The organism is Mucilaginibacter glaciei (assembly GCF_014773245.1).
Classification (GTDB): domain Bacteria; phylum Bacteroidota; class Bacteroidia; order Sphingobacteriales; family Sphingobacteriaceae; genus Mucilaginibacter; species Mucilaginibacter glaciei.
In genome coordinates this window covers 92,576-110,705 of record NZ_JACWMX010000002.1, presented here as the reverse complement: position 1 = coordinate 110,705, position 18,130 = coordinate 92,576, and the positions used below count along the sequence as shown (strand labels likewise).

The following is an 18,130-nucleotide window of genomic DNA, read 5'->3' as shown; positions in this document are numbered from 1 at the left end:
AAAAAGTGGTAATAAGTGGTAAAAGTAATCTACTTTTACGTTACAAAAATTGTACAGCCACAAGAATGCCTTACTTAACCGGAGAATTTGAATGTAAACTGGATGCCAAGGGGCGGATGATGATCCCCACGGGCCTCAAAAAGCAGCTTCCTGAAGCTGATGATGAGGGCCTTGTGATCAATCGCGGCCTCGAAAAGTATCTTGTTATTTACACCAAAACCGAGTGGGACAAAAAGTTGGATGAACTAAGCAAACTTAACGAATATGACAGGAATGCTGTAAAGTTTGTGAGATATTTTACCGCCGGCGCGACAACTTTGATGCCCGATGCGGCCGGCAGGGTTAACTTGCCCAAAAATCTTACCGACTATGCCGGTATTACCGGAGAGGTGGTTTTGAATTGCATGTTGAACAAGGTGGAGCTTTGGGATAAGGCAGCCCACCAGCAAATGATCAACGACGAGCCGGAGAACTTTGCCGAACTGGCCGAGCAGGTAATGGCGAATAAGGGGAGGGCTAATAATGAGTAATTACCATACCCCGGTGATGCTGCAGGAATGTATAGAAGGTTTAGCCATTAAGCCTAACGGTACTTATGTGGATGTAACCTTTGGCGGTGGTGGCCACTCGCGCGAGATCATGAAGCACCTGGGGAAAGATGGCCGGTTATTAGCATTTGACCAGGATGTGGATGCACAGCGAAACGAGATTGCAGATGACAGGTTTACCTTCATAGACCAAAACTTCCGTTACATGAAGAATTTTACACGGCTGCATGATGCTATCCCGGTTGATGGGATCCTGGCAGATCTGGGTGTATCATCCTACCAGTTTGACCAGGCCGAGCGCGGGTTTTCTATCCGTTTTGATGCCGAGCTGGATATGCGCATGAACCAGCAGTCGGACTTGAGCGCTAAAGAGATAGTAAACAATTATAGCGAAGCAGATTTACACCGCATCTTCGGGATGTATGGCGAGATCCAAAATGCAAAGTCGTTAGCTAAAACCATCATAACCGCGCGGTTGAACGGCCCAATTATAACCGTTGCCGATTTAAAGAATGCGATCATTAACCTGATCCCCCGCGGTAAGGAGAACAAGTATCTGGCGCAGGTTTTCCAGGCGCTGCGTATCGAGGTAAACCAGGAGCTGGAGGCGTTAAAGGAATTTTTATTGCAAACAACCGATGTATTGGCCCCGGGCGGCAGGCTGGTAGTCATGTCGTACCATTCTTTAGAAGACAGGCTGGTAAAGAATTTTATTGCCAAGGGCAAGTTCAGCGGCGAGCTGGAGAAAGACCTGTACGGTAATGATAACCGCCCGTTTGATGCGGTTACCCGCGGCGCGGTAACGGCTACCGACGAAGAGATAATTAACAATAACAGGGCGCGCAGCGCTAAACTAAGAATAGCTGTAAAAAGATGACCAATCGTTTACGTACAGAAATTCAGGAAGAGGAAGCAGTTGCCGAAAAAAAACTGATCGTTGAGGAGAAACCTGTAAAGGAACTTCCCGATAACTTTTTTACGCAATTGTTTAATAAAGGTACCATCACTATAGATGATGCTACCCGTGCGCTGCCGTTTATATTTTTTGTTGCCTTGTTGGGCATGTTTTACATCGCCAACAGGCACATATCTGAAAACACCGTACGCGATATTGATAAAATAAGCAAAGAGGTAAAGGAACTTAGCTGGGAATATAAAAGCAGCAAGGCCGAATTAGCCTTTAAAAGCACACTTACCGAGGTGGCAAAGCGTGCAGATACATTGGGTATACACGCACCGGAAGTAGCGCCACAAAAAATTACAGTAAAGGAGGATGCACAGGAATGAGCATAAGAACTAACATATTGCTAAGGGTTTACCTGGCGTTTGGGTTGATCCTGCTTTTTGCGGCAGCGGTGGTATTCCAGTTGTGCCGTGTGCAATTTGCCCAGGGCGATAAGTGGAAGGCTATGGCTAAAACCATGTCTACCCGGTATAAAACCATCGAAGCGGCAAGGGGTAATATTTATTCGGTAGATGGCAGCCTGCTGGCAACATCTGTACCTGAGTATGAGTTGCACATGGACATGCTGGCTGCCGGTATTGCCGATGAAAAGGTTTTTGACGAGAAGATAGATTCGCTTTCAATGAAAATGGCGTCCGTATATAAAGACAAGTCGGCGAAGGAATATTCGAGGATGTTTAGGGATGCCCGTAAAGACAGTTCGCGGTATCAGCTTGTTAGGCGCAAGGTTACCTACCGCGAATTAAAAGAGATCCGCAAGTTCCCTATTTTTAGTTTGGGCAAGTACAAAGGCGGGCTAATCATCGTCCCTCAAAATAAACGTATCCACCCGTTCCGCTCATTGGCGGCGCGTACCATTGGCTATAAGAACGAAAATGTAAGCAATGCCGTAGGTTTAGAAGGTGCTTACTCTTCCTACATCAACGGCGAAAGCGGCAAACGTTTAGAGCAGCGGATAGCAGGTAACGTTTGGCAACCGGTGAACGACGATGACGAGATAGCGCCAAAAGAGGGTGCCGATATCATATCAACTATCGATATTAACTTTCAGGATATAGCACAAACTGCTTTAGAAAAACAATTGGTTAAGAGCAATGCGGACCACGGTACAGTTATTTTGATGGAAGTGGCAACCGGCGAGATCCGCGCGGTGGCTAACTACACTAGGATGCCCGATGGCAGTTTCCAGGAGAAATTCAATTATGCTATAGCGGGTAACCAGGATCCGGGGTCTACCTTTAAGGTGGCATCGTACATGGCCTTGCTTGATGATAAAAAGGTAGATACCAGCACAATGGTGAGTACCGAAAATTATAAGATCCCCGGTAACAGCCACATTATCAAAGATTCGCACGGTAGCATCGGTACCGTATCGGTTAAAAGGGCGTTCGAAGAATCATCTAACGCCGCGGTAGCTTCATTGGTTAATAAGCATTACACCAATAATCAGTCGCAATTTACAGATCATCTTTACGATTGGCACCTGAACCAGAAATTCATTCTTCAGATCCCCGGCGAAGCACAGCCGGTGGTGAAGAACCCGAAAAATACCAGCTGGAATAAATATATGACCCTGCCGCAAATGGCCTATGGTTACGAAATGCAGCTTACGCCTTTAAAAATGCTATCGTTTTATAACGCGATAGCTAACAACGGCAAATATGTGTCGCCGCTGTTTGTAAGGGAGATCCGTAGGTTGGGTAATACCATCGAGCAGTTCCATACGCACGTGATCAACGAGAAGATGTGCAGCGATGTTACGCTCAAGAAAATGCAAGAAATGCTGGAGGGTGTGGTAAGCGAGGGTACGGGTAAAACCAATGTAAAAAGTGCCATGTTCAAAATTGCGGGTAAAACAGGTACCGCACAGGTTGCCGACGGCCGCAATGGTTATAAAGGTAAAAAACAGTATCAGTCGTCATTTTGCGGTTACTTCCCGGCAGATCATCCTAAATATTCATTGATCGTGGTCATAAACGACCCTAAAAACGGTTACTACGCGGCATCAACCGCGGGCCCGGCCTTTAAAGAGATCTGCGAGAAGGTTTACGCCAGCGATATGAAGATTGAGCGTACGCCGATGACCCTGGTAGGTAATACCACATTGCCAAAATTTAAGCAAGGTAATTTAAAAGCCCTTAAAAAGGTGTACGACAAATTAGGCGTTAAGCCATTGTACGCATCAACCAATGCCGGTATTGATACCAGCAACGGTATAGCTGCCGAAGATAATAAGTATAAAACAGGCACCGTGCCTAATGTGACCGGGATGGGTTTAAGCGATGCCTTATTTGCTTTAGGCAATGCCGGTTATAAAGTAAAAGTAATGGGTAGCGGCTCGGTTGATAGGCAATCGGTAACGGGCGGAAGCCAGATACCAAAGGGTTCAAAAATAACAATAGAACTGCAATGAGATATTTGAGCGATATTATTGAGGGGGTAGCGTTTACCGAACTACAGGGCAGTGCCGATGTAGAGATCACTGCCATTGTGTTCGATTCGCGTAAAGTGGTGCCGGGCTGTATGTATGTAGCCATTAAAGGTACCGCTGTTGACGGGCACGACTATATAGACCAGGCTATAAAAGCAGGCGCGATCTGCATAATTTGTGAGGACTTGCCCGCCCATACCGCAGGCGAGGTTGATTTTTTAATGGTGGCCAGTTCGGCGAAGGCCCTGGGCACTATCGCTGCAAACTTTTACGAGAACCCATCATCCAACTTAAAACTGGTGGGGGTTACCGGTACAAACGGTAAAACTACTATCGCCACGCTGTTATATAAGCTATTCCGTGATATGGGGTATAAATGCGGCCTGCTCTCTACGGTGGAGAACCAGGTGAATGGCCGTATTGTAGCATCCACCCATACTACGCCTGATCCGGTTGCGCTGAACGAGCTACTGGCCGAAATGGTTAACGAGGGTTGCGATTACTGCTTTATGGAAGTAAGCTCCCACGCGGTTGCGCAGCATAGAATAGAAGGCCTGCGTTTTTCTGGTGGTATCTTCTCCAACTTAACGCACGACCATTTAGATTATCATAAAACATTTGATGCGTACCTGAAAGCCAAAAAAGCATTCTTTGACGGTTTGCCAAAAAGCGCCTTCGCCTTGACTAACGGCGACGATAAGAATGGTAACGTGATGCTGCAAAATACATCGGCACACAAAAAAACCTACGGACTAAAAAGTATGGCCGATTATAAGGCCCGCATTATAGAGAATCAGTTTGGCGGCTTGCTGCTGAATATAGATAACGAAGAAGTTTGGTTTAAACTGGTTGGGACATTTAATGCCTATAACCTTTTAGCCGTTTACGCGGCTGCTATGCTGCTGGAGCAGGACCGGTCGAAGGTACTGGTTAGTCTGAGCAAATTGACAGGTGCCGAGGGCAGGTTTGAATACATTATGTCGCCAAATAAGGTGATCGGTATTGTTGATTACGCCCATACGCCAGATGCTGTACAAAATGTGTTGAGCACCATTCACGATATCCGCAAAGGAAGTGAAAAGGTAATCACCGTAATAGGCTGCGGCGGCGACAGGGATAAAACCAAACGCCCGATAATGGCCAAAGTGGCAAGCGAGTGGAGCGATAAGCTGATCCTGACATCAGATAACCCGCGTACCGAAGACCCGGCCCAGATCATTAAAGATATGGAAGCAGGTGTAGACCCAGCCTTTAAACGCCATACCGTAAGTATTGCCGACAGGCGCGAGGCCATAAAAACGGCCTGCATGTTTGCACAGCCGGGAGATATTATCCTGTTAGCAGGCAAGGGCCACGAAAAGTACCAGGACATTAACGGCGTTAAAAACCATTTTGACGATATGGAAGAATTGTTGAACCAATTTAAAGAAATGCAGTAGGTGTGCGCCGCGCGTCATTGCGAGGAACGAAGCAATCCCCGATAAGCAAGGGCCGCTTTGCACGTGAGTTGATTGCCACACTACGTTCGCAATGACAAATAGAGAGAATAACCAATAAAGACAACCAAGCAAAAATGCTATACTATTTATTCACTTACCTATACAAAAACTACAGCATTCCGGGATTGGGGGTGTTTCAGTACATCACCTTCCGTATGGCTATGGCGGTAATCGTATCGTTGCTGGTTACTACGGTTTATGGCCGCAGACTGATTGATTATCTGCGTTTTAAACAAGTAGGTGAAACGGTGAGGAACTTAGGTTTAGAAGGCCAGATGCAAAAATCTGGCACACCTACAATGGGGGGTATCATCATTTTGTTAGGCATTCTGATCCCTACGTTGCTGTTTGCTAAGATCGATAACATTTACATCATCATGATGCTGGTAACTACCATCTGGCTGGGTGCTATCGGTTTCCTGGACGATTATATTAAGGTATTTAAAAAGAATAAGGAAGGCCTTGCCGGCAGGTTTAAAATAACCGGTCAGGTAGGTTTAGCGCTATTTATAGGGTGGACGATGTATTTCAATACCAGCATCACCATGCGCCAGGAAGTAAAGCTGCCGGTTAAGTATGATGTACCGGTTGACTTTCACATGCGCGGCGAAAAGCAGGTACTGACCCAGGATATCAAATCGACCAAAACCACGATGCCGTTTTACAAGAACAATGAGTTTGACTACGGCAAGGTGTTAAAGTTTTTGGGCCCAGGTTACGAGCATTACGCGCTGATGGTTTTCATGTTCTTCGTGATCATCATTATCACTTTTATATCTAACGGGGCTAATATTACCGATGGTATAGACGGACTGGCAACGGGCACATCGGCCATTATCGGCTTAACGCTGGCTATACTGGCCTATGTATCGGGTAACACCATGATTGCCGATTACCTGAACATTATGTACATCCCCAACTCGGGCGAGCTGGTAATATTTGCCGGTGCATTTGTTGGGGCTTGTGTAGGCTTTTTGTGGTATAACTCCTACCCGGCGCAGGTTTTTATGGGCGATACCGGCAGTCTGGCTATAGGGGGTATCATCGCGGTATTTGCCATTATTATCCGTAAGGAATTATTGATCCCGGTACTGTGCGGTGTTTTCGTGATCGAAAACATGTCGGTAATTATACAGGTAGGTTGGTTCAAGTTCACCAAAAAACGTTTTGGCGAGGGCCGTAGGGTTTTCCTGATGGCACCGCTGCACCACCATTACCAAAAGAAGGGTTTTCATGAGTCGAAGATCGTGACCAGGTTTTACATCATCTGTATTTTCCTGGCCATCATCACAGTGATAACGCTTAAGCTTCGTTAGTGATTAGAGAATAGAGATTAGTTAGAATGGATGAGAACAAAGACATATCGACCAATCCTGCTCCCTCTCTCTTGGAGAGGGCTGGGGTGAGGCTTGCCATACTTGGCGCCGGCGAAAGCGGTGTTGGGGCGGCATACCTGGCTTTGCAAAAGGGGTATGATGTTTTTGTATCAGATTTTGGGTCGATAGCCGATCATTATAAGCAACAGTTACAAAGCTGGAATGTGAAGTTTGAGGAGAACGGCCATACCGAAGCGGAAATATTGAGTGCTGCGGAAGTGGTGAAAAGCCCCGGCATCCCGGATAAGGCGCCAATAGTGAAAAAGCTGGTTGCAAATAACATCCCGGTGATATCCGAGATTGAGTTTGCAGGCCGGTATACCGATGCCAAAATGATCTGCATTACAGGATCTAACGGTAAAACGACTACGGCGAGCTTGACTTATCATATTTTAAAGAACGGTGGGTTAAATGTTGGCCTGGCCGGTAATATTGGTAAAAGCTTCGCTTACCAGGTGGCTACCGAAAAGTACGATTACTATGTGCTGGAGATCAGCAGTTTTATGTTGGATAGCATGTACAAGTTCCGGGCAGATATTGCGGTGTTGTTGAATATCACGCCCGATCACCTGGACAGGTACGATTACAAGCTGGAGAACTACGCGGCATCTAAATTTAAGATTACGCAGAACCAGACAGCTGCCGACCATTTCATTTACTGCGCAGACGATGCGGAGACTTTAAAAGTGATGGAAGGCAAAGAAATAGCAGCGCAGCAGCTGCCATTTTCTATTGAAAAAAAGATTGAAACGGGAGCATATCTCGATAAGGACAATATTGTCATCAACGCAACACAAGAACATTTTACAATGTCAATTAACGATCTGGCCCTGCAGGGAAAGCACAACATTTACAACTCAATGGCATCTGGTATAGTTGCCAAGGTTTTAGAGCTGCGCAACGAAACGATGAGAGAGAGCATGGGCAACTTCCGCAATATCGAGCACAGGCTGGAGTCGGTGGGTAAGATCTCGGGCATCAGCTTCATCAATGATTCTAAGGCTACCAACGTGAATTCTACCTGGTATGCGCTGGAGAGTATGACCACCGATGTAGTACTGATTTTAGGCGGTGTTGATAAGGGTAACGATTACGAGATGCTTAAACCATTAGTTAAACAAAAAGTTAAAGCTATAGTGTGTTTGGGTAAGGATAACAAACGCATCCACGAAGCCTTTGAGGATGATGTGGATGTGATCGTAAACACGGCATCAGCAGCAGAGGCAGCTACAGTAGCCTATCACCTGGCAGAAAAAGGCGACACGGTTTTATTGTCACCGGCATGTGCGAGTTTCGACCTGTTCAAGAACTACGAAGACCGCGGAAGGCAATTTAAGGAAGCGGTGAAGGAACTGTAGAAAGATGTGCAGATGTGCCAGATTAAAAAATGATAAAATCGATAATAACAGTATTAGGAAAAATAATTTCATCAACACATTAAAAAAATATCTGCACATCTGCACATTCGCATATCTGCACATACATTAAGCATATGAATCAGGTAATAGGAAACGTACTCAGTAATTTAAAGGGTGACCGCTGGATCTGGCTGATCGTCATCTTGCTGTCGGTACTGTCGTTGCTGGCAGTATACAGCTCTACGGGTACGCTGGCTTACAAGCACGATAAGTCTAACGAATCATATCTCGTGAAGCACATGGCCATGATATTGGGCGGTATCGCGCTGATGTACGTATCGCACAAATTAGACTACCGCTGGTATGCAGGGATCTCTAAGATATTGATGGCTATTACTATACCACTGTTATTGTACACGTTGTTATTTGGTAACCACGTGAATGATGCCAGCCGCTGGATAGCTATCCCCGGTACGGGTTTAACGTTCCAAACGTCCGATTTAGCTAAACTGGCGTTGATCACTTACTTGGCGCGTACATTATCGCGCAAGCAGGAAAATATTAAGGATGTAAAGCAATCGTTCATCCCGATCATGGGCTCGGTTTGTGTGGTTTTTATATTGATCGCACTGGCTAACCTTTCTACTGCGTTGATGCTGTTTGGGGTAAGTATTTTATTGCTCATCATCGGTCGTATCAGTATCAAGCAGATCGCGGTGGTTTGCCTGGCAGGAGCGGTGTTGTTATCGGGAGTTGTATTTTTGGGGCCGCGTCGTAAAACATATGTTTCTCGTATCCATACGTTTATGCATCCCGAGACCGTAGATAAGGATAAATCTTTCCAGTCAGATCACTCCAAGATCGCTATCGCCACAGGTGGGGTAATGGGTAAAGGACCGGGTAACAGTACCGAGCGCAATTATTTACCGCATCCTTATTCGGATTTTATTTATGCCACTATTGTGGAGGAATATGGGTTAATAGGCGGATTTGCATTGGTAGGGATCTATCTGTTCCTTTTATATCGATGCATAAAAATTGTCACGAAGGCTCCGAAAGCCTTTGGGGCGTTGTTGGCGGCGGGCTTAAGCTTTAGCTTAACCATCCAGGCATTTGCCAATATGGCTGTTGCAGTAGGGTTGGGGCCTGTAACGGGTGTGCCGTTGCCATTGGTAAGTATGGGTGGTACATCCATACTATTTACCAGTATTGCGTTTGGCATCATCCTATCCGTTAGCCGTGATATCGATGAGCCGAAGAAGGTAGTAGTAGGAGAAATTAGGGAAGTAGCATAGTTTATTTCGAATATCGGATTTTCGATTTCGAATTTAATTAAGGTTTAGATTTTAAGCTTTAGAATATATCAGGATGAGCAAAAGGATAATCATTAGCGGCGGCGGTACGGGTGGGCATATCTTCCCGGCTATTGCTATAGCCAATGCTTTAAAAAAGCTCGATCCTGCTACCGAAATCTTATTTGTAGGCGCAGCCGGCCGTATGGAGATGGAAAAAGTACCGGCGGCAGGTTATAAGATCATCGGGTTAGATATCCAGGGCATCCAGCGTAAATCGCTTTGGAAAAACGTGATGTTCCCTATCAAATTATTGAGGAGCGTGCGCAAGGCCATGCAGATCATTAAAGATTTTAAGCCCGATGCCGCGGTTGGTGTTGGCGGTTATGCTTCCGGTCCGCTGTTATATGCAGCCTCATTAAAGGGTATCCCGACGCTGATCCAGGAACAAAACTCTTATGCGGGCATTACCAATAAATGGTTAGGCGCAAAGGCCAAAAAGATATGTGTAGCGTTTGATGGAATGGAAAAGTTCTTCCCTTTCGACAGGATCATCAAAACCGGTAACCCTATTCGTAAGGAGTCGGTAAATATCGCGGGTAAACACATGCAGGCGCTGGCGCTGTTTAAGTTATCGTCTTTCAAAAAAACCATCCTGATAACGGGTGGCAGTTTAGGTGCGCGTACGTTAAATAACAGCATCCTGGCGGGGATCGATAAGCTGATCGCCGCAGATGTACAAGTGATCTGGCAAACGGGTAAGTTTTATTATAAATCAATTAGAGAGCAATTAGGCCCGGACAGGAATGAAGCCATTTGCGTGGTAGAGTTTTTGAACCGTATGGACCTGGCCTTTGCCGCGGCAGACGTAATCATATCACGTGCGGGAGCGGGCACCATTGCCGAATTATGTGTGGTGAAAAAGCCGGTGATACTGGTGCCATCGCCAAATGTGGCCGAGGATCACCAGACTAAAAACGCACTGGCCCTGGTAGAAACCAATGCGGCAATTTTTGTTGCCGACAGGGATGCCGAATCAAAATTAGTAGACCGGGCTTTGGAGCTATTAGAAGATAAAGATTTACAAAAAACATTAAGCAACAACATAGGCGCACTGGCTTTGCCCAATGCCGACGAAGTTATTGCGAAAGAGGTTATCCAAATAACAATCAACAATTAATCGGCTAATCCCCGCAGGTGTGGGGATAGCCTTTTTTGAAAACGAGAAAATGGAATTAAGCAACATACAACGGGTTTACCTGGTAGGGATCGGCGGCATAGGCATGAGCGGCCTGGCGCGCTATTTCCACCATTTGGGCTGCATTGTATGTGGCTACGATAAAACGCCAACCGCGCTGACCGATAAGTTACAGAATGAAGGCATCCGTATCGTATTTGAAGACAGGCACGATTGGATCCCGATGAGCTTTCATGAGGCATGCGATAGCACACTGATCATATATACACCGGCGGTACCAAAAAATTCGGATATTTTAAATTATTTCCAGAACAGAGGATTCGAATTACAGAAACGTTCGCAGGTATTAGGGTTGATCAGCAGGGGTATGTTCACCATTGCGGTAGCAGGCACCCACGGTAAAACAACTACCTCGGGCATGATCGCGCATATCCTGAAAGATTCCGGTAAAGACTGCTCGGCATTTTTAGGGGGTATATCCTCTAACTACCAGACCAACGTGCTGTACGGTAATAATAACATTGTAGTGGTAGAGGCCGATGAATATGACCGTTCGTTCTTAACCCTACACCCAGATGTGGCCATAATCACTTCGATGGACGCTGATCATTTGGACATCTACGGCGATCACGCCAAACTAACAGAGTCGTTCCAGTTGTTCGCTTCACAATTGAAACAGGGTGGTGTGCTCATTTATAAAAAAGGCTTGCCGTTAGGCGAAGGTTTAACTTATGCCATAGATAGCGAAGCTGGTGCTAGAGCGTCCAATATCCGGATAGAAGAGGGTAACTTTTACTTTGATTTTAGCAACGGCACCACATCCATCCCCGATATTAAAATGGGGATAGCCGGGGTGCATAATATTGAAAACGCCACCGCCGCGATAGAAGCCGCCCTGCATGTAGAGGTGTCGCCCGAGGCGATCCATGAGGCATTGGGATCCTTCAAAGGCATCAAACGCAGGTTTGAGTACATCATTCGTAATACTGAACATATTTATATTGACGATTACGCACATCACCCGGAGGAGTTAAGGGCTGCCATTACATCGGTAAAAAGGTTGTTTCCCGATAAAAAATTAACGGTGATGTTCCAGCCGCATTTGTTTACCCGCACCCGCGATTTTGTGGACGGTTTTGCCGAAGTACTGGATATGGCCGACGAACTGTTGCTACTGGATATTTACCCGGCCCGCGAGTTACCCATTGAAGGCGTGACCAGTGATATGATCCTAAGCAGGATGACACTGGAGAATAAACGCCTCGTAGGCAAACAGGAAGCGGTTAAAATTATACAGCATGAAATGCCCGAGCTGCTGCTCACCGTAGGCGCGGGCGATATAGATACTTTGGTTGAACCTTTAAAACATGTTTTAGATGTTTAAGAAACGCATTTGGAAACCGATACTAATTGGCCTGGGATGGACAACCTGCCTGGCCGGATTGGTGGTACTGATGAGTTTCATTGAAGTGAAAAAAGCGGAGATGACCTGCAAGGCAATCAAAGTGTTCATTCCCGGCAGCCAGTACTTTATAGACAGGCAGGAGATTGATAATATTTTAGAAATGAGCAGCCACACATTGGTAGGCCGCAAAATTGAGAGGATTAATATTCATGATCTGGAAAACAAACTGAAGGCAAATCCATTTATTGAGTTTGCAAAGGTGTATGCCGATATGGATGGGGTGATCCACGTAGAGGTGAGCCAGCGCCAGCCCATATTGCGGGTGATGAACCGCTTCGATCAGGATTTTTATGTAGACCAGCACGGGCTAAAGATGCCGCTCTCGCAAAACTTTACTGCAAGGGTATTGGCGGCTAATGGTTTTATCGATGAGCTTTTTGCCAACAAGGTAGATTCATTGCATACCGCTTTGGCAAGGGATATCTTTAAAACAGCCGACTTTATCCGCAAGGATTCGCTTTGGGATGCACAGATAGCACAGATCTACATTAATGAGCAGCACGAAATTGAATTGATACCACGCGTAGGTAACCAGCGGATCTTGTTAGGTAACGCCGACTCATTAAGCGCGAAGTTTAATAACCTGATGGTTTTTTACAAACAAGCCCTGCCAATGGTAGGGTGGGATGCTTATAAGCTGATCAATATCAAGTATGCAAACCAGGTGGTGGGAGTAAAAAACGAAACATTGCAAGACTCGTTAAAATCTGCGGCGGTACACAAAGCCCGCCTGGCCGATTCGGTGGTTCATGTTAGTGCCAGTCCTGTTAAGACGCAGGCAGATTCGACCGCAGGTAACGCAGTTAACGAGCCGAAGGAGAATGAACCTGTTGTAATGAAACCCGCCAAGCCGGTAACGGAAAATAAGCCAAAGGTGATTAAAGCCGCGGCACCAAAAAAAGATTACAAACCGGCAGCGGCTAAACCCGCTGCAAAAAAAACTGAGAAGAAGACATCTATTAAACAATAACAATATGGACAAAAGTTCAACACCAGAAAAGAGTTCGCCGATTGTAGTAGGGCTGGATATAGGCACCACTAAAATTTGCGCAATTGTTGGCCGCAGAAGCAAGAATGGCAAAATTGAGGTTTTGGGAATAGGTAAGGCCGAATCTGCGGGTGTTACCCGTGGCATGGTGTCGAACATCGACAAAACCGTGCAGGGCATTACCCTGGCAGTAGATGTGGCCGGTTCCCAATCAAACGTGGAGATAAGGATAGTAAATGTAGGTATAGCGGGGCAGCATATAAAAAGTTTACAGCACCGCGGTTTAATAACCCGTAAAGACCTGCAAAGCGAGATAGGCCGTAAGGATATAGATAAACTGGTGGAGGATATGTACAACTTGGTAATGCCCCCCGGCGAGGAGATCATCCATGTATTGCCGCAGGAATTTACGGTAGATAACGAGCCGGGTGTAAAAGACCCTATCGGTATGGCAGGTGTGCGTTTAGAAGCTAACTTCCACATTATATCGGGCCAGGTTACTGCTATCAAAAATATTGTAAAATGCGTTAACAAAGCCAACCTGGAGAGCCAGGAACTGATATTGGAGCCGCTGGCATCTTCAGAGTCGGTTTTAAGCGACGAAGAGAAAGAAGCCGGTGTAGTGCTGGTTGATATTGGTGGTGGTACAACCGATGTGGCCATCTTCCACGAAGGCATCATCCGCCATACTGCGGTTATCCCGTTTGGTGGTAACAGCGTTACGGAAGATATCCGCGAAGGCTGCTCTGTAATGCGCAACATAGCCGAGCAACTAAAGGTAAGGTTCGGATCGGCCCTGGCCGAAGAAAATAAAGAGAACGAGATTGTTTGCGTGCCCGGCCTGCGCGGCCGCGAACCAAAAGAGATCTCGGTAAAGAACCTGGCCTTTGTGATCCAGGCCCGTATGGAAGAAATTGTAGAGCATGTTTACTACGAGATCAAGTCATCCGGCTACGAAAAGAAATTGATCGCAGGTATCGTAGTAACGGGGGGTGGTGCGCAGTTAAAGCACCTTACCCAGTTGATTGAATACGTAACCGGGTTAGATTGCCGCGTGGGTTACCCTAACGAGCACCTGGCCAAGAACGAGGTATTGCCGAAAGGTACCTACGAAGAGCTGCAAAGCCCGACGTTTGCTACGGGTATAGGCCTGTTGATAAAGGGCATCCAGAAAATGGAATACAATAATATGGCGCAGGCACCGGCGGCTACCGTAGTTAAACAGGATAAAGCCAAATATACCGACGACCGCAAATTTGGCCTGTTGGGTAAAATATTAGAATCAGGCAAGAAATTTATAAAAGACGATATTAAGGACGAGGACTTTTTGAAATAGGAACCTCACCAAACCCTGCCCGGAAGGGAGGGCTTTTAAAACCCTCTTTGCGAAGCAGAGAGGGTCGGTCAGCGAAGCGAAGCCGGGGTGAGTTACTTTCGAGGGCAGGGTGTGGCCAACTTATTCACAACCAAAAACTTTTCCACATTATGCACATATGTGGAAAAAGTCTGTTGATAAAGTGGTAACATTACAATAAGAAAATCTATCTGAATATCAGGTTACATTTAGCTGAAAACAAGGAATATGCAGTTTGAGATGTTAAAGGAAAAATCGTCAATCATCAAAGTAATTGGTGTTGGCGGTGGTGGCGGGAACGCAGTAAACCACATGTACAGGCAAGGGATCACCGGTGTTGACTTTATTATTTGCAATACAGATGCCCAGGCTTTAGAGTTAAGCCCTATCCCTAACAAGGTACAGTTAGGGGCAAGTTTAACCGAAGGCATGGGTGCCGGCTCAATTCCGGAGGTGGGCAAAAACTCGGCTATAGAGAATATAGACGATATTAAACAAATGCTGGGCTCCAACACCAAAATGCTGTTCATTACGGCAGGTATGGGTGGGGGTACCGGTACAGGCGCAAGCCCTATCATTGCCAAAGCGGCCCGCGAGCTGGACATATTAACGGTAGGTATTATTACTACCCCATTCTCTTTTGAAGGCAAGCGCCGTAAGATGCAGGCCGACGCGGGGATGGAAGAATTGAAAAAATATGTCGATTCGTTCCTGGTGATCTCAAACGACAGGCTTCGCCAGATTTTCGGTAACTTAACCATGAGCTCTGCATTTGGCCAGGCCGATGATATCTTAACAACTGCCGCAAAGGGCATTGCCGAGATCATCACGTTGCCGGGTTATATCAACGTGGATTTTAAGGATGTGCGCACGGTGATGAAAGACAGCGGCGTATCGATCATGGGTAGTTCATCTGCCGAAGGCGAGAACCGTGCCTTAAAAGCCGTGGAAGGTGCTTTATCTTCTCCACTGTTAAAGGACAATGAAATTGAAGGTGCACGTTACATATTATTAAACATCAGTTCGGGTACCAAAGAGGTTACCATGGACGAAGTGAGCATCATTACCGATTATATACAGGAAGAAGCCGGTTTGGCTGCCGACCTGATCTGGGGTAACTGTGTAGATGAAAACTTAGGCGAAAAGCTTTCTGTTACCATCATAGCTACAGGTTTCCAGACAAAAGATGAGCGCGAGCAGGAGATCAGTAACAAAAAGATCATATCAATGCTGGTGCCCGAAAGCGCACCGCTTGTTAAGCCGGTTAATGAATTTATTACCCCGGTAAATAACGAAGAAACGGCTACTGCACCTTTCATGAAACTGAAAGACGAGCCAAAACAAACCGGTTTGTTTGACCTGTTTGCCAAAGCCGAAGAACAGGATGCAAAAGATAATGTTGTCAGGTATGACCTGAACGACGAAATGCCGATGCCGGAAGACAACGAGCCATCAGACTTTACCTTTAAGGTAACCGAAACGGTGATGAGCTTTGAGCCTGCAAAAGCCGAAGTAAAACAATCGGAGCCTGAACCTGAAATGGTTAACGCCGACGAGAATAAAACGGATGAGTCGATAGAAGAGCAACTGCGTAAATCGCGTGAGCGGATCATGCGCTTAAAGGACCTGAGCATGAAACTGCGTAACGGCAATATCCAGGAGATGGAAAACATCCCCGCTTATAAGCGTAAAGAAATTGCTTTACAGCAAACCCCGGCATCTGATGAAAGCCAGATTTCCAGGTTCTCTTTACTGCCGGATAGCGATGGTAAAACCGAGATCAGGAACAACAACTCGTTTCTGCATGATAATGTAGATTAATAAAAGATACAAGATATAAAGAACCAAGAGGCAAGGCAACTTGTTAGTTTTTAAAAAATCAGGCTGCTCCATCATAATGAGGCAGCCTTTTTTATTACTACTTTGCCTAAAGTCTTGATTCCTGGCTCCTTCCTCTTTACTCTCCCGTAAAGTTATAATCTATTCTAAAAAGTAATAACGTTGTAAGGCGGGCGTTTTAAGGGTATATTCGCAATAAATTAATATTACCGGTTTGGATTTATTTGATAAAATAACAAAAAACATGGGCGGCCCGATAGGGAAGCATCAAAAATGGTCGCACGGCTACTTCTCGTTCCCGCGTTTAGAGGGAGAGATCCATCCGCACATGATGTTTAACGGCAAAGAACACTTAGTTTGGAGCCTGAACAACTACTTGGGTCTGGCCAACCATCCCGAAGTGCGTAAAGCCGATGCGGAAGCCGCTGCCGATTATGGTATGGCCTACCCAATGGGTGCCCGTATGATGAGCGGCAATACCAAGCACCACGAAGAACTGGAGAACGGCTTAGGTGAATTTGTAGGAAAGGATGCCGCATTTTTATTGAATTATGGCTATCAGGGAATGGTATCTATCATAGATGCACTGGTTGACCGTAATGACGTTATCATATACGATGCCGAATCTCACGCTTGTATTGTAGATGGTGTGCGCCTGCACATGGGCAAACGCTTTGTGTATAAGCACAACGATATTGAAAGCTTTGAGAAGCAGCTGGAACGCGCTCAGCGCCTGATTGAGCAAACCGGCGGTGGCATTTTGGTGATTACCGAAGGGGTTTTCGGCATGTCGGGTGCGCAGGGTAAACTGAAAGAGATCATTGATCTGAAAGATAAATACACCTTTCGCTTACTGGTTGATGATGCACATGGCTTCGGTACAATGGGCCCGACAGGTGCAGGTACGCACGAAGCACAAAATTGTATTGATGGGGTAGATGTATACTTTGGTACCTTCGCCAAATCAATGGCAGGGATAGGTGCATTCGTAGCTGCCGATACCGAGATCATCAATTACCTGCGTTACAATATGCGCTCGCAAACATTTGCAAAGGCCTTGCCTATGCCAATGGTATTAGGTTTGAAGAAACGTTTTGAATTATTGAAGACCAACCCGGAGCTACGCGAAAAACTATGGGTTATTGCCCGCGCGCTGCAGAATGGTTTGGTTGAACATGGCTTCGATATCGGGATTACCAATACAATGGTAACCCCGGTTTTCCTGAAAGGTGAATTGTTAGAAGCTACCAGCCTTACCATGGATATGCGCGAGAACTACGGCATCTTCTGCTCAATAGTAGTTTATCCGGTTATCCCGAAGGGTTTAATTGAACTGCGGTTAATCCCAACAGCAATGCACACTTTAGAAGATGTAGAGCGTACCTTAGATGCCTTTAGCGAGGTAGCTGCCAAGTTGAAGGACGGCTATTATCAAGAGAATAAAATGGCCATTGCTTAACGTCGATTTCGACTAAATAAAAAACGCCTTGCGGAGATCCGTAAGGTTTTTTTTTGTTTGAATAGCATAATCTGCGCAATCTTTTAGAAAACGTTGTTAAACAGGCGCTTAAACATTTGTTAGACGTGATTTAACCCTGTCCGAATTTTTTATCTTTTAACGTAATAAATAAAATTTTAAGATGGAATTTTGCCGTTTTGGGAATATTTTATTTGGCCGGGCGATTGATGTAGAGCGTAAAAATGTGGAAAAAAACCTATTTGAAGCGTGTTTTTTTATATACTAAAAGTTTTTATTTATCAAAAAACGCTTTAGATTAGCTTTAATTATAACAATAAACCTCAAATTAATTAAAAGGA

General features: G+C 45.7%; 14 protein-coding genes. All 14 read left to right on the top strand.

What is annotated here, in order from left to right; translation table 11 throughout:
- Nucleotides 1–65: 65 nt before the first annotated feature.
- Complete coding sequence (gene mraZ, locus IDJ76_RS05080) at nucleotides 66–530, top strand: division/cell wall cluster transcriptional repressor MraZ (protein ID WP_191161426.1); 465 nt, start codon at nucleotides 66–68, stop codon at nucleotides 528–530.
- The gene (rsmH, locus tag IDJ76_RS05075; protein ID WP_191161424.1) at nucleotides 523–1,425 is read left to right on the top strand and encodes a 16S rRNA (cytosine(1402)-N(4))-methyltransferase RsmH; all 903 of its coding nucleotides are present in this window, start codon (nucleotides 523–525) and stop codon (nucleotides 1,423–1,425) included. The genes mraZ and rsmH overlap by 8 nt, the downstream gene beginning before the upstream one ends.
- Nucleotides 1,422–1,835 carry an FtsL-like putative cell division protein gene (locus tag IDJ76_RS05070; protein ID WP_191161422.1) on the top strand — a complete coding sequence of 138 codons (414 nt, stop codon included), beginning with the start codon at nucleotides 1,422–1,424 and terminating at the stop codon, nucleotides 1,833–1,835. Before rsmH ends, IDJ76_RS05070 begins: the two co-directional genes overlap by 4 nt.
- Nucleotides 1,832–3,925 (top strand): penicillin-binding protein, encoded by a 2,094-nt coding sequence (locus IDJ76_RS05065; RefSeq protein ID WP_191161420.1) that lies wholly within the window; start codon nucleotides 1,832–1,834, stop codon nucleotides 3,923–3,925. Before IDJ76_RS05070 ends, IDJ76_RS05065 begins: the two co-directional genes overlap by 4 nt.
- Nucleotides 3,922–5,382, top strand: a complete 1,461-nt coding sequence (locus IDJ76_RS05060; protein WP_191161418.1) for a UDP-N-acetylmuramoyl-L-alanyl-D-glutamate--2,6-diaminopimelate ligase — start codon at nucleotides 3,922–3,924, stop codon at nucleotides 5,380–5,382. The genes IDJ76_RS05065 and IDJ76_RS05060 overlap by 4 nt, the downstream gene beginning before the upstream one ends.
- A 134-nt stretch (nucleotides 5,383–5,516) precedes the next feature.
- Nucleotides 5,517–6,758 carry a phospho-N-acetylmuramoyl-pentapeptide-transferase gene (gene mraY / locus IDJ76_RS05055; RefSeq protein WP_191161416.1) on the top strand — a complete coding sequence of 414 codons (1,242 nt, stop codon included), beginning with the start codon at nucleotides 5,517–5,519 and terminating at the stop codon, nucleotides 6,756–6,758.
- A 26-nt stretch (nucleotides 6,759–6,784) separates the two neighbouring features.
- A complete protein-coding gene (murD, locus tag IDJ76_RS05050; protein WP_191161413.1) occupies nucleotides 6,785–8,176 on the top strand; it encodes a UDP-N-acetylmuramoyl-L-alanine--D-glutamate ligase in 1,392 nt (463 codons plus the stop codon).
- 134 nt (nucleotides 8,177–8,310) lie between these two features.
- On the top strand, nucleotides 8,311–9,471 hold the full coding sequence (locus tag IDJ76_RS05045; protein ID WP_191161411.1) for an FtsW/RodA/SpoVE family cell cycle protein: 1,161 nt from the start codon (nucleotides 8,311–8,313) through the stop codon (nucleotides 9,469–9,471).
- A 73-nt stretch (nucleotides 9,472–9,544) separates the two neighbouring features.
- Nucleotides 9,545–10,648, top strand: coding sequence for an undecaprenyldiphospho-muramoylpentapeptide beta-N-acetylglucosaminyltransferase (murG, locus tag IDJ76_RS05040; RefSeq protein WP_191161409.1), 1,104 nt, complete (start codon nucleotides 9,545–9,547; stop codon nucleotides 10,646–10,648).
- Between the two features lie 49 nt (nucleotides 10,649–10,697).
- The gene (gene murC, locus IDJ76_RS05035) at nucleotides 10,698–12,050 is read left to right on the top strand and encodes a UDP-N-acetylmuramate--L-alanine ligase (RefSeq protein ID WP_191161407.1); all 1,353 of its coding nucleotides are present in this window, start codon (nucleotides 10,698–10,700) and stop codon (nucleotides 12,048–12,050) included.
- Entirely contained in the window at nucleotides 12,043–13,101 is a 1,059-nt protein-coding gene (locus IDJ76_RS05030) for a cell division protein FtsQ/DivIB (protein WP_191161405.1), read from the top strand. Before murC ends, IDJ76_RS05030 begins: the two co-directional genes overlap by 8 nt.
- 4 nt (nucleotides 13,102–13,105) lie before the next feature.
- Entirely contained in the window at nucleotides 13,106–14,455 is a 1,350-nt protein-coding gene (ftsA, locus tag IDJ76_RS05025) for a cell division protein FtsA (RefSeq protein WP_191161403.1), read from the top strand.
- A gap of 246 nt (nucleotides 14,456–14,701) precedes the next feature.
- Complete coding sequence (gene ftsZ, locus IDJ76_RS05020; protein ID WP_191161402.1) at nucleotides 14,702–16,294, top strand: cell division protein FtsZ; 1,593 nt, start codon at nucleotides 14,702–14,704, stop codon at nucleotides 16,292–16,294.
- 232 nt (nucleotides 16,295–16,526) lie between these two features.
- Nucleotides 16,527–17,771, top strand: coding sequence for an aminotransferase class I/II-fold pyridoxal phosphate-dependent enzyme (locus tag IDJ76_RS05015; protein WP_191161400.1), 1,245 nt, complete (start codon nucleotides 16,527–16,529; stop codon nucleotides 17,769–17,771).
- Nucleotides 17,772–18,130: the final 359 nt, after the last annotated feature.

What these genes read in the sequence shown, in the direction of transcription:
- murG (WP_191161409.1), top strand. Translation starts at nt 9,545, where the DNA reads ATGAGCAAAAGGATAATCATTAGCGGCGGCGGTACGGGTGGGCATATC.
- IDJ76_RS05045 (WP_191161411.1), top strand. Translation starts at nt 8,311, where the DNA reads ATGAATCAGGTAATAGGAAACGTACTCAGTAATTTAAAGGGTGACCGC.
- ftsZ (WP_191161402.1), top strand. Translation starts at nt 14,702, where the DNA reads ATGCAGTTTGAGATGTTAAAGGAAAAATCGTCAATCATCAAAGTAATT.
- IDJ76_RS05070 (WP_191161422.1), top strand. Translation starts at nt 1,422, where the DNA reads ATGACCAATCGTTTACGTACAGAAATTCAGGAAGAGGAAGCAGTTGCC.
- ftsA (WP_191161403.1), top strand. Translation starts at nt 13,106, where the DNA reads ATGGACAAAAGTTCAACACCAGAAAAGAGTTCGCCGATTGTAGTAGGG.
- murD (WP_191161413.1), top strand. Translation starts at nt 6,785, where the DNA reads ATGGATGAGAACAAAGACATATCGACCAATCCTGCTCCCTCTCTCTTG.
- rsmH (WP_191161424.1), top strand. Translation starts at nt 523, where the DNA reads ATGAGTAATTACCATACCCCGGTGATGCTGCAGGAATGTATAGAAGGT.
- murC (WP_191161407.1), top strand. Translation starts at nt 10,698, where the DNA reads ATGGAATTAAGCAACATACAACGGGTTTACCTGGTAGGGATCGGCGGC.
- mraZ (WP_191161426.1), top strand. Translation starts at nt 66, where the DNA reads ATGCCTTACTTAACCGGAGAATTTGAATGTAAACTGGATGCCAAGGGG.
- IDJ76_RS05030 (WP_191161405.1), top strand. Translation starts at nt 12,043, where the DNA reads ATGTTTAAGAAACGCATTTGGAAACCGATACTAATTGGCCTGGGATGG.
- IDJ76_RS05065 (WP_191161420.1), top strand. Translation starts at nt 1,832, where the DNA reads ATGAGCATAAGAACTAACATATTGCTAAGGGTTTACCTGGCGTTTGGG.
- IDJ76_RS05060 (WP_191161418.1), top strand. Translation starts at nt 3,922, where the DNA reads ATGAGATATTTGAGCGATATTATTGAGGGGGTAGCGTTTACCGAACTA.
- mraY (WP_191161416.1), top strand. Translation starts at nt 5,517, where the DNA reads ATGCTATACTATTTATTCACTTACCTATACAAAAACTACAGCATTCCG.